Origin of the sequence: Flagellimonas sp., from assembly GCF_965215805.1 — a bacterium.
In the GTDB taxonomy this organism is placed as follows: domain Bacteria; phylum Bacteroidota; class Bacteroidia; order Flavobacteriales; family Flavobacteriaceae; genus Flagellimonas.
This window is the reverse complement of record NZ_OZ244124.1, coordinates 2,349,733-2,361,800: the sequence shown is the minus strand read 5'-3', so window position 1 is coordinate 2,361,800 and position 12,068 is coordinate 2,349,733. Positions and strand designations below refer to the sequence as shown.

Genomic DNA, 12,068 nt, shown 5'->3' with positions numbered 1-12,068 from the left:
AATGGATTTCAACAGGACATATCCGCCACAATTTTCCACTCCCCATCAATCTTGCGAAGAATAATCAAAAACACCCCATTGGCATCTCCAGCTTTTCTTTTTAAATGGTACTGCCCCATGACATGATAAGAGTTGGACTCTATTTGGGTCATGTCATCAATAGTGAAATTCAAGGTTCCCGTTTCATCCTTGGTCGGATATCTTTTTTGGTAACCTTCCAATGTTTTTTGCCAGCCCAAGGTCAAGCCATTGGCTCCATAAAACTTCAAGGAATCACTCTTCCAATAGGTTTGCATAAACCCCTCCAAATCGTGATTTGACCACGTTTTTTCCTGATCTCTTAACAAGCTAATGATTTCAGCTTTATCGGCTTCTTCTGAGGTATTGCAAGCCATACACAGGAGCAACATCCCAATAAGGAAAGTAAATATTTTATTCATGACGTCCAGTTGATTTACTTCGGAACGGAAAACTACGTTTTTTTCCAGAAATATGGGGTCATCAGGATAAGGACCGTAAAAAGCTCCAATCTGCCCAAAAGCATAAGAAAACCACACCACCATTTACCAGCCGCAGGAAGACTGGCATAGTTACTTACCGGATTTAGGTCTCCCAAAGCAGGTCCCACATTACCCAATGATGAGGCTGCACCACCAATGGCGGAAACAAAATCCAGTCCCATAAAGCCCAATACCAAGGATCCTATGATAAATAGCAACATGTAAAGCACAAAAAAGGCGATAATATTGTAAACGATATGCTCGGTAACTGTCTTTTCGTTATACCGAACAGGAATTACGGCATTGGTGTGCAAGGTGCGCTTAAACTCCAAAATTCCATTTTTAATGATCAACAAGTGTCGCATCACCTTGATTCCCCCTGCAGTGGATCCTGCGGACCCTCCCAAGAACATCAAACCAAAAAAGAAAACGGTCAAAAAAGAGGTCCAACTCGTAAAATCAGCCGTTACAAAACCCGTAGTGGTCACAATGGCCACCACCTGAAACAAGGCGTGCCTAAAGGCACTTTCAGTAGCTCCCCACACCATGGGATGGAAATCGGAAACTGGAACTTCCACCTTATAATTCACCACCAAAAAAGCAGCCAAGGCAAACAGCACTATTAAAATGGAGTAGTATTTAAACTCCTCATCTTTAAGAATTCGCTGGACTTTTCCAGTAAACGCGAAATAGCTCAACACAAAATTGCTCCCTGCCAAGAACATGAACAAAATGGTAATGTATTGAATGATAGGTTGATGGTTCCAGTAGGCCAAACTGGCATTTTTGGTAGAAAATCCACCAGTGGAAAGTGTTGCCAAGGCGTGGTTCATGGCATCAAACAGGGACATCCCTGCCAAATTCAACAGTACCGTTTCTGCCACGGTGTAACCAAAGTAAATGAGCCACAATCGCTTTGCGGTATCGGTTATACGAGGGTGCAATTTGTCTCCGGCGGGGCCTGGAGCTTCCGCCGCAAAAAGCTGCATTCCCCCTATTCCCAAAAGTGGTAGAATGGCTATGGCAAGTACAATGATACCCATCCCTCCGATCCAATGCGTCAAACTTCGCCAAAACAGAATGCCTTTGGGCAATGCCTCTATATCGTTTAAAATGGATGCACCAGTAGTGGTATACCCTGATATGGTTTCAAAAAAGGCATCAGTAATACTTGGGATGGCTCCGGAAAAAAGGTAGGGAAGCGTCCCGGAAATAGACATGATGATCCAACCAAAGGTCACCACAATATATCCTTCCTTACGCTTGACCTCCTTTCTATGACCTCGGGTATAGAACATAGCCATAACCCCAAACAACATGGTTACAATGGCCGCCAAACTGATATCTAGGGTAACACCATCCTTGTACAGTCCACTGACAAAGGCCGCCACCAGCATAAAGGAACCATTGCAGAGCAGCAATAATCCCATGATATGAACAATTATTCGCGTATTAAGGCCCATTATAAGAAGAGCTTTTCAATCCTTGGAATGGCCTTGGGTAAGCAACATACCACAACACGGTCCCCTTCCAGAATCTTGAAATCCCCAAGGGCAATAATTCCCTTTCCATCTCGGATTACACCCCCAATACTCGCTTCCCGAGGGAAATTCAATTCCTTGATAATCTCCCCGTTGACCAAGGAAGTTGGTTTAACCTCAAACTCGAGAATTTCTGCGTTAAGGTTATTCAAGCGGGTAAGTGCCAAGACTTCCCCTCTTCGGATATATCTAAAGATATTGTTGGCTGCAAGCAGTTTTTTATTGATAAGTGTATCCACCCCAATGGACTGTGAAAGCTGGAAGTAGTCCATATTTTCTACCATGGCGATAGTCTTCTTTATCTTTTTTGATTTTGCAACCAAACAGGACATTATATTGGTTTCCGAATTTCCCGTTACCGCAATGAACGCGTCCATGGAATCCAAACTTTCTTCGTCCAATAGCTCAACATTCCTTCCATCCCCATTGATGACCAAGGCATGCGGAAGATCATCCGCTATATCAAAGGCCTTTTCCTTGTCCTTTTCTATCAACTTTACATTGAATTTTTTGGTACAAAGGTCCCTGGCTGTCTTGAAGCCCACCTTGCTCCCACCCAAGATCATCACATTTTTGATGTCCTTTTTCTGCATTCCAGTTAGTTTGTAGAGTTCCTCTACCCCTTCACTGGTGGTTATAAAGTACACCTGATCGCCTTCCTTAAAAACGGTATCACCTCTTGGAATCAATGTAAATTGGGTGCCCATGCGTTGCAGTGCAATGGGCATAAAGTGCAGTTCGGGAAAGATTTTGGCGGCTTCTTTTACCATCTTGCCCACAAATGGGGCTGCTTTAGGAAGAAAAACGCCAATCATGGTCAAGAGACCGCCCTCAAATTCATAGGTATCATTAAACGCCGACTGATTCAATAATAACTGGATCTCAGTAGCAGCCAATTCCTCGGGTGATATCAATTCATCTATCCCCAACTCATCAAACTTAATGAGTTCCCTATTATCCATGAACTCGGTATTGGATATTCGTGCAATGGTACGTTTGCACCCTAGTTGCTTCGCCAACATACAAAGGGTCAAATTGGTAGTTTCCGAAGCCGTTACTCCTATCACCAATTCGGAGCTCTGCACCTTGGCATCCCGTAAAACTTCTATGGAGGTGGCATCACCTCGAAGTACGCGAATATCCAAATGATTGTCCGCATAGGTAAGGCTTTCCTTGTCTGTATCGATCAATGTAATATCCTGCGCTTCATAAGACAAGAGTTTTGCCAAATGAAAACCTACTTCACCAGCTCCGGCAATAATAATCTTCATCGATTAAAATAAGATGTTCTTAAATAAATTCAATTCGCGCTACAAATGGTAAAAAAAGAATAGAGATTTGGTCCAAAAAGACACATACGTAACATGATACGGAAAAGCTTTCCTTTGTTGTACGGCAAAATTACACAATTATTTTTGTACGCCTTCCATATACCGAAGTTGTATATTTGCCCCCAAATTCAGTGAATGTCAAAAAAAGTCACCCCATACAAGGATTCCGAGCTGGGAAAAAAGGAACAGGTCACCCAGATGTTCGATACCATTTCCAAGGATTACGACGGGCTAAATCGGGTTATTTCCTTTGGTATTGATGTTAAATGGCGCAAAAGGGTTGTGGAAATTCTTAAAGGAAAAAAACCAGATTCCATCCTGGATATTGCCACAGGTACCGGAGATTTGGCCATTGCCATGACAGCAACAGGCGCCGAACATATAGTGGGATTGGACATTTCCCCTGGAATGTTGGAGGTTGGAAAAACCAAAATCACCAACAAAAAGCTTGAAAACATCATTGAAATGGTAGTAGGTGACAGCGAAAACCTATCTTTTAAAGACCAATCCTTTGATGCCGTTACGGTAGCTTTTGGGGTACGAAATTTCGAGAATCTTGAAAAGGGGCTTCAGGAAATACATAGGGTTTTAAAGCCTGGGGGCAGTTTGGTCATCCTGGAGACCTCTGTGCCTACTAAATTTCCATTTAAACAGGGTTACGGGTTGTACTGCGGCTACATCTTGCCCGTTATAGGCAAAATTTTCTCCAAAGACCGGTCTGCCTACGCTTATTTGAGCGAATCCGCTTCCAAGTTTCCACACGGTAAAGCTTTCAACAATATTTTGGCCAAAATTGGGTTTATAGGTATAGAGAACAAACCCCAGACATTTGGGGTGGCATCTATATATGTCGCGACAAAATAAATTGATGAAAAACCTCTTATCGTTACTTGGCTTGCTCTTGGTATGCCAAAGTGCCTTGTCCCAATTCAAAAAAGATCCCATTCTAAATCTTCAGACGGAGGATCAGAAGTTGTTGAACTGGGGTTATTATCTCGGGTTTAATCAATACGATTTCCAATTTGATTATAAAAACAATACAAGTCAAGACATCTTGGTGGACAAGAGTGTAGGCTTTAACGTTGGATTGATTGGTGAGCTACGAATCAACGAATTTTTGGATGCCCGCTTTGAGCCAGGTCTTTTATACACGCAACGGATTTTGGGATTTAGATGGTTTAGCGATGAGAATGACGCTTTTAGGGAAGTCCGTTCCACCTATATCCGTTTTCCATTGTTGCTCAAAGCCAGTGCCAAGCGTTTTGGCAACTGGAAGCCGTTCGTCACTGGAGGCGTTTACACGGCCATGAATCTAGGAAGCAAGGAGGACAGTTTGGATGACAACAGTACGGGTGAATTCCGTATGAAAAAGAATGTCTATGGGTATGAATTGGGCTTTGGAATAGATATTTACACAGAGTATTTTAAATTTTCACCTTCCATAAGAGGGGTATTTGCCCTAACGGACGAATTGGTACCTGACAACGACCCCAACAGCCCTTGGACAGGCAACATCAATGCCATGCGCACCAGAGGATTCTTTATCAATTTTACTTTTGAGTAGTTGGATAGTTGGATAGTTGGATAGTTGGATAGTTGGATAGTTGGATAGTTGGATAGTTGGATAGTTGGATAGTTGGATAGTTGGATAGTTGGATAGTTGGATAGTTGGATAGTTGGATAGTTGGATAGTTGGATAGTTGGATAGTTGGATAGTTGGATAGTTGGATAGTTGGATAGTTGGATAGTTGGATAGTTGGATAGTGAAACTATAAATTCCAAAACTCAAAATTCAAAATTCAAGAATTCCTCCTAATCTCATTAAGAAGAATAGCAGTTGCGGTTGCAACATTCAAACTTTCTGCTGATTTTGGGCCAAACTGTGGAATAGACACTCGTTTTGCAATAGCCTGTTCCACTTCTTTGGAAATTCCGTTCGCCTCATTGCCCATGACCAAAATACCTTTTTCGGGAATGTCCTCCCGATAGACGTTTTCCCCATCCATAAAGGCCCCATAAACCGGAAGTTTTGTTGTTTTAAGGAAATTCGGTAATTCCATATAATCTATCTGTACGCGGGCTATGGATCCCATGGTGGCTTGCAATACTTTTGGATTATAGCAATCCACGGTATCAGGGGAACAAATCAGATGCTTGATTCCAAACCAATCACACAATCGGATGATAGTGCCCATATTTCCTGGGTCCCGGACAGCGTCCAAAGCTACAATCCAATCTGCTTGTATGGATTCCTGGGGTTCGGGCATATGAAAAACACCCAAGACACCACTGGGGGTTGTTTGCCCGCTCATTTGTTTCAAATCCCGGGTGGTCACGGCTACCGTTTCTTTAAATTCCAATCCTTTCAAGGCTGGGTCAATAAATATTTTAAAGGGAATCAATCCCTCTGCCAACAACTCACTTACGGACTTTTTACCTTCCACAACAAACAGCTTATGTTGACTTCGGTACTTTTTTTGCTGTAAGCTTGTAACTAGCTTAATTTGGTTTTTGGTAACCATCTAAATCGTGTATTTTTGGCGTCTATGAGGGGTTCTTTTGGTCTAATGCATTACTGGGCAAAAATAGGGCTATTGTTGCTTATGCTGACCATGCTTGGTTGCAATACCTTAAAAAAGGTGGAGGACAACGAATTACTGCTCACCAAGAACTCCATTTATGCCGATGATGAGAAAATAACGGATGAGGATATTCGAAGCCTAATCGTCCAAAAACCCAATAGCAGTGTTTTGGGGTATCCGCTTCGGCTAAATCTTTACAATTTGGCCAAGGACAATCCAGATTCTTCATTTACCGATTGGCTTCATCGAAAAGAAAAAAGAGAAAAGCGACTCAACAACCTGCTTTCCCAAAAACAGGTAAATCGTCTTAGAGAGTCCTTTGTGGTTAAGGGTGCCAGTGAATTTCTAAAGAGAATTGGCGAACCACCGTCAGTAATCGATACCAGCTTAACACAAAAAACGGTGGATCGTTTGCAGGCTTACTACAACAGCAAGGGTTACTTTAACAATACAGGGAGCTTTGATATTGTAGAGAGCAAAAGAAAAAAACGGGCGGGAATTGAGTACAAAATCAATCTGGAAAAGCCATTTATGGTAGATACCGTGGTCACCAACATTACTTCTCCCGAATTGGATTCCATTTACAATAAAACGGCCGAGCAATCCTTTGTTAAGGAAGGGGATCAATTTGATTTGCTCAACTTCAACAATGAACGTGAACGGTTGACCATCCTTTTCAGGAATTCCGGAGTGTATAATTTTCAGGAAAGTTCCATCAACTACGATATTTTAAGGGATACAACCCTGGCCGCTGATGATCAATTGATGGATGTACAATTGAATATTCAAAAACCGCGAAGCACCAATGATAGTACTGCCCAAAGTCCTTATCGCATCCATCGGTTCAAAAAAATCAACGTATTTGCCGATTATCAGATAGCTGGAAGCCAAGATTCCCTCAGCACTTTGGAATATGGCAACTACACCATTTTTTACAATAACAAGCTCAGATACAGACCCAAAGCGCTTACGGATGCCATTTTCTTTCAAAAGGACAGCATCTACCGCGATTTGGACCGGATCAGGACCTATAGGCAAATCACCAACCTAAACACTTTTAAGTATCCCAATATTGAGTTTATACCGGATTCTACACAGGCCCAACTCATCACCAACATTTATCTGGCACCAAGACCCAAGTTTTCCTTGAACTTGGATTTTGATGTAACCCACTCCAACATTCAACAGGTGGGTACCGTATTTGGCGCTACCGTGATTACCAGAAATGTTTTTGGGGGAGCGGAAACCTTGAATATATCAGCTAGAGGTTCCATTGGATTATTAAAGAACCCTTCACTCTCTGATGAGACATTTACCTCTGAGCTGGGGGGAGATATCAATATCACTTTTCCACGCATTTGGTTTCCGCTGAACACAGAGGGCATTATTCCTTATTATATGTTACCCCAAAGTCGGTTTTTGGTGGGTACCAATTTTCAACGTAACCTTGGGTTGGATAGGCAAACGTTCAACACGGTTTTGTCCTATAATTGGACCCCGACATTGAGTTTGAAGAACAATATTGAACTGATGAACATTGAGTTCGTAAGAAATGTAAATCCAGATAATTTTTACAACGAATATCGAAATACCTTCAACAATCTGGACATCATAGCTGATGATTTTGACACGGATCCGCAGTATGCCTCCTTTTTCGAGGATTCCAGTGACCCGAATGATCCTAGATTAAGCATCCCTGATGGGGCAAACGGATTTGTGCAAGCAGTTTTGAACAATGAAATTCCAGTATCCCAAGATGATTTTAATGAGGTAAACAGTATAGAGGAACGCCGACAGCGGCTCACTGAAAACAATCTCATTTTTGCCAGTAATTACACCTTCACCAAAAATAGTAGGACGGACATTAATGACAACGACTTTTACCAGCTTCGGGTCAAGCTAGAAAGTGCAGGAAACCTACTGTCTGCTTTGGAAGATGTGGTTCCCTATAACAAAAATGACGACGGACAGCTCTTGGTTTTTGGGGTTCCTTTCTCCCAATATATCAAAACCGAGTTTGATTACATTCGACATTGGGAGCTTTCCGATACGGATGTTTTGGCCTTCCGAAGCTTCTTTGGACTTGCGGTGCCCTATGGGAACTCTGAAAGTGTGCCATTTGTCCGAAGTTATTTTGCAGGTGGTTCCAATGACAACCGCGCATGGAATCCTTATGAATTGGGCCCTGGAAGCACGGACAACATCAACGATTTTAATGAGGCCAACCTAAAAATTGCCATGAACCTGGAATATCGGTTTCCGATTGCGGGTGATGTGAAGGGTGCGTTGTTTGCGGATGCGGGGAACATTTGGAATGTCTTTGACAATGAGGATAATCCAGATGCTATTTTTAGCGATTTTAACTCCTTGGCAGACATTGCCTTGGGAACCGGATTAGGGTTGCGATACGATTTCACTTATTTCGTTTTTCGACTGGATGTAGGCTTTAAAACATACAATCCAGCGGAAGAATGGTCTCAACGTTGGTTCAGGAATTACAACCTCAGTGAAGCCGTATTCAATATCGGAATCAATTATCCTTTCTAGACTAATTATTTTATTACTTTTGTTCCCTAAATCAACAAATAACTAACTAAAATTATGTCCCACAATATCAAGCCGGGAGTAGCTACAGGAGATGAAGTTCAAGCTATTTTCAATCATGCAAAGGAACACGGATATGCCCTGCCAGCCGTAAATGTAATTGGTTCCAATACCATTAACTCAGTTTTGGAAACTGCGGCCGCACTAAACTCGCCCGTAATTGTCCAATTCTCTAATGGAGGAGCCCAGTTCAATGCTGGAAAAGGACTGTCCAATGACAATCAGAGAGCTGCAGTTCTTGGAGCCGTGGCCGGTGCCAAGCACGTTCACCAATTGGCTGAAGCTTACGGAGCAACTGTTATTCTTCATACCGACCACTGTGCAAAAAAATTATTGCCTTGGATTGATGGGATGTTGGAAGCCAGCGAGGAGCACTATGCTGCCACTGGCAAATCGTTGTTCAGCTCGCATATGATCGATTTATCCGAAGAGCCCATTGAAGAGAACATCGAAATCTGCAAAAAGTATTTGGAGCGCATGAGCAAAATGGACATGACCTTGGAAATTGAGCTTGGTGTTACCGGAGGCGAGGAAGATGGTGTGGACAATACCGATGTGGACAGCTCCAAATTATATACCCAACCAGAGGAAGTGGCCTATGCTTATGAGGAATTGTCCAAGGTAAGCCCAAAATTCACCATAGCTGCAGCTTTTGGTAATGTTCATGGTGTGTATAAGCCAGGTAACGTTACCTTGACTCCGAAAATCTTGAAAAATTCACAGGAGTTTGTTTCCGAGAAATACGGGGTAGAGCACAATCATATCGATTTTGTTTTCCACGGAGGTTCCGGTTCTTCAGTTGAAGAAATACGGGAATCCATTGGATATGGTGTTATAAAAATGAACATCGATACGGATTTACAGTATGCATTCCTATCCGGAGTACGTGATTATGTTCAGGATAAATCGGGCTATCTTCAAGCTCAAATTGGAAATCCCGATGGGGATGATCAGCCCAATAAGAAATTTTATGACCCACGGGTTTGGCTTCGTGATGGAGAAAAAGCATTTGTTGAGCGCTTGAAAAAAGCCTTTGAAGATCTAAATAACGTGAACACGTTGTAATTGACCATAAATAGCCGTTTAATTTAATACTGATTGCATGTCGTCTTGGTTTAAGAGAAAGGAAAAAGGAATTCAAACCGCTACTGAGGAGAAAAAAGACACCCCCAAAGGCCTGTGGTACAAATCGCCCACAGGTAAAATTGTGGAGTCAGAGGATTTGGCCAAAAACTTTTACGTAAGTCCAGAGGACGATTATCACGTAAGAATTGGCAGCAAAGAGTATTTTGAAATCCTTTTTGATGACAACAAGTTCAAGGAATTGGATGAAAAGCTGTCTGCCAAGGACCCTTTGAAGTTTGTGGATACCAAAAAGTATTCGGACAGGCTAAAGGCTGCTCAACAAAAAACAGGATTGAAGGATGCTGTTCGAACAGCGGTTGGGAAGTCCAATGGCAATGAATTGGTCATAGCTTGTATGGATTTTAGCTTTATTGGCGGATCTATGGGAAGTGTGGTTGGTGAGAAAATTTCCCGGGCCATCGATGTGGCCAAAAAGAAAAAAATCCCATTTGTGATGATTTCGAAATCGGGAGGTGCACGAATGATGGAAGCTGCGCTTTCTTTGATGCAATTGGCCAAAACATCAGCCAAACTGGCCCAATTGGCAGAGGCAAAGATTCCCTATATCTCTCTGTGTACCGATCCAACTACGGGCGGAACAACCGCTTCGTACGCCATGCTGGGTGATATTAACATTGCAGAACCTGGAGCTTTGATTGGTTTTGCAGGCCCAAGAGTGGTCAAGGATACTGTGGGAAAGGATTTACCGGAAGGTTTCCAGACTTCTGAATTTGTGAAGGAACATGGTTTCTTGGACTTTATTGCACACCGAAAAGAACTGAAAAGGAAAATTAATCTATACATCGACCTGATAATGAATCAGCCGATACGAGCATAAAAAAAGCCCCGATGAATCGGGGCTTTTTTACTTAGCCTATTCTTTTTACTTCTTCCAAAAACGTCTTAGGAATATTTCTACCTCCGTACCATCAGGTTGGGTCAAAATTCCTTTGGCATCACAGGTACCGTCTCCAAAATCCAAGCTAGCGGTACTGTCATTTCTTGAAATCTCCAGAACACCACTCACAATAAATCTACATGCCATTTCCCTACGTAGCGGTGTAATCACTTCCTTTACAAACTCATTGCCTTCGCGTCCTATATAGGTACGCTTGCCCGTAATCAAGAAAACATTGTCGCCCCAAAAGCCAGAGCCATATCCCTCGATCCATTCCCGCGTGCGGGTACCTTCAAAAGATGCGGTATCCCCTTCGGGCCATGTAGCATTGAAAGAGGCGTTGGCCGTACCCTGCGGGTTTCCGTTTTCGTTGGCACGTACCCTAAGGATATCTGCCGAACCTTCAACAGCAACACCATTAAAGGTGAAATTTTCCAAAGACAGGGCTATGGATTTGGAAGCGGCTTCCATATCCTTTTCATAGCTCAAATGAATAATCCCGGAAAGTACATTTCCATTGGGCAATTCGCAGCCATCACCAAAATCAATGGTCTTTTCCCTGGTAGTGTCCGTCACCACTGTAGTAACAATAACACAATCGGGCAAATGGTCTGAAACATAATCAAATTTTGAAGTCAGGGAGATTTCATCCGTGGCATAAACATCTTCCGCAATGGTAGTAACCTCCTCAGAAATCATTTCTGTTTCATCACTATATTGTAATTCGGTAGCAGAGATTACCTCTGTATCCGTGTCCGTTCCATCTTCCATGGACTCCGTTTCCTCAGAACATGAGGCAATAAACAATAACACTGTTCCAAAAAATAGTGGGGCAATTCTTTTCAAGTTCATTTGTTTGAGACTCTTTTTCATAATGATTGTATTTAATGGTTTGCCTCTTTGACCTTCCATAAAGCAAAAGGTTTAATCTTCTGTTAAAATTTTTCGTTCCAAAAAAAGGGGTTATCTTTGCACGCTGATTGCTCGTCCTGAGGAAATCGAAGGAACTGACAATCGCATACATAAAAATCATTTAACTAAATATTGGAATGTATTTAACTAAAGAAGTAAAGGCCGACATTTTTAAGAAGCACGGCGGCTCTGAGAGCAACACCGGTTCTACGGAAGGGCAAATTGCATTGTTCACACACCGTATCAACCACCTAACACAACACCTAAAAAAGAACCACAAGGATTACAACACTGAGCGTTCTTTGGTAAAATTGGTAGGTAAAAGACGTAGTCTTTTGGATTACCTAAAGAAAAAGGATATTGAAAAATATCGTTCCTTGATCAAGGAATTGAATATTAGAAAATAAAAACTGAAGGGGAGGTCACGGCTTCCCCTTTTGTTTTATAGTCAAAGTCCCATTTGTATTTTTGGGCAACACAAAAAGCTACCTATAGTTTTTCATTGGTCAGTGCCCTGGGCACACACAACAACAACACAACCCGACCGTCCGGCAGACGGTAGACCAAATGTTTAA

11 protein-coding genes are annotated in these 12,068 nt (G+C 42.3%); 6 read left to right on the top strand and 5 right to left on the bottom strand.

Annotated features, from left to right (window positions below):
• Positions 1–8: 8 nt before the first annotated feature.
• The 3 genes from ACOOE0_RS10410 to trkA are packed head-to-tail and all read right to left on the bottom strand — an operon-like array spanning position 9 to position 3,312.
• A complete protein-coding gene (locus tag ACOOE0_RS10410; RefSeq protein WP_420398864.1) occupies positions 9–440 on the bottom strand; it encodes a YybH family protein in 432 nt (143 codons plus the stop codon).
• Between the two features lie 32 nt (positions 441–472).
• Positions 473–1,963 carry a TrkH family potassium uptake protein gene (locus tag ACOOE0_RS10405; protein ID WP_420398863.1) on the bottom strand — a complete coding sequence of 497 codons (1,491 nt, stop codon included), beginning with the start codon at positions 1,961–1,963 and terminating at the stop codon, positions 473–475.
• Positions 1,963–3,312 (bottom strand): Trk system potassium transporter TrkA, encoded by a 1,350-nt coding sequence (gene trkA, locus ACOOE0_RS10400; RefSeq protein ID WP_420398862.1) that lies wholly within the window; start codon positions 3,310–3,312, stop codon positions 1,963–1,965. Before trkA ends, ACOOE0_RS10405 begins: the two co-directional genes overlap by 1 nt.
• A gap of 195 nt (positions 3,313–3,507) precedes the next feature.
• Here trkA and ubiE point away from each other — a divergent pair, with 195 nt between their 5' ends.
• Both ubiE and ACOOE0_RS10390 read left to right on the top strand, forming a co-directional pair.
• A complete protein-coding gene (ubiE, locus tag ACOOE0_RS10395; RefSeq protein ID WP_420398861.1) occupies positions 3,508–4,236 on the top strand; it encodes a bifunctional demethylmenaquinone methyltransferase/2-methoxy-6-polyprenyl-1,4-benzoquinol methylase UbiE in 729 nt (242 codons plus the stop codon).
• A gap of 4 nt (positions 4,237–4,240) precedes the next feature.
• A complete protein-coding gene (locus tag ACOOE0_RS10390) occupies positions 4,241–4,936 on the top strand; it encodes a porin family protein (RefSeq protein ID WP_420398860.1) in 696 nt (231 codons plus the stop codon).
• A gap of 235 nt (positions 4,937–5,171) precedes the next feature.
• Here ACOOE0_RS10390 and ACOOE0_RS10385 read toward each other — a convergent pair whose 3' ends face one another.
• On the bottom strand, positions 5,172–5,894 hold the full coding sequence (locus tag ACOOE0_RS10385) for a TrmH family RNA methyltransferase (protein WP_420398859.1): 723 nt from the start codon (positions 5,892–5,894) through the stop codon (positions 5,172–5,174).
• 24 nt (positions 5,895–5,918) lie between these two features.
• On the opposite strand from ACOOE0_RS10385, the gene ACOOE0_RS10380 reads away from it, so the two are divergent.
• Genes ACOOE0_RS10380 through accD form a run of 3 tightly spaced genes read left to right on the top strand, consistent with a single transcriptional unit; the run spans position 5,919 to position 10,521 of the window.
• Complete coding sequence (locus ACOOE0_RS10380) at positions 5,919–8,501, top strand: BamA/TamA family outer membrane protein (protein WP_420402213.1); 2,583 nt, start codon at positions 5,919–5,921, stop codon at positions 8,499–8,501.
• 54 nt (positions 8,502–8,555) lie between these two features.
• Positions 8,556–9,623 (top strand): class II fructose-bisphosphate aldolase, encoded by a 1,068-nt coding sequence (gene fbaA / locus ACOOE0_RS10375; protein WP_420398858.1) that lies wholly within the window; start codon positions 8,556–8,558, stop codon positions 9,621–9,623.
• Between the two features lie 37 nt (positions 9,624–9,660).
• Positions 9,661–10,521 carry an acetyl-CoA carboxylase, carboxyltransferase subunit beta gene (gene accD / locus ACOOE0_RS10370; protein WP_420398857.1) on the top strand — a complete coding sequence of 287 codons (861 nt, stop codon included), beginning with the start codon at positions 9,661–9,663 and terminating at the stop codon, positions 10,519–10,521.
• A 45-nt stretch (positions 10,522–10,566) separates the two neighbouring features.
• Here accD and ACOOE0_RS10365 read toward each other — a convergent pair whose 3' ends face one another.
• Entirely contained in the window at positions 10,567–11,454 is an 888-nt protein-coding gene (locus tag ACOOE0_RS10365; protein WP_420398856.1) for a hypothetical protein, read from the bottom strand.
• A gap of 176 nt (positions 11,455–11,630) precedes the next feature.
• Here ACOOE0_RS10365 and rpsO point away from each other — a divergent pair, with 176 nt between their 5' ends.
• On the top strand, positions 11,631–11,900 hold the full coding sequence (gene rpsO, locus ACOOE0_RS10360) for a 30S ribosomal protein S15 (protein WP_420398855.1): 270 nt from the start codon (positions 11,631–11,633) through the stop codon (positions 11,898–11,900).
• Positions 11,901–12,068 lie beyond the last annotated feature (168 nt).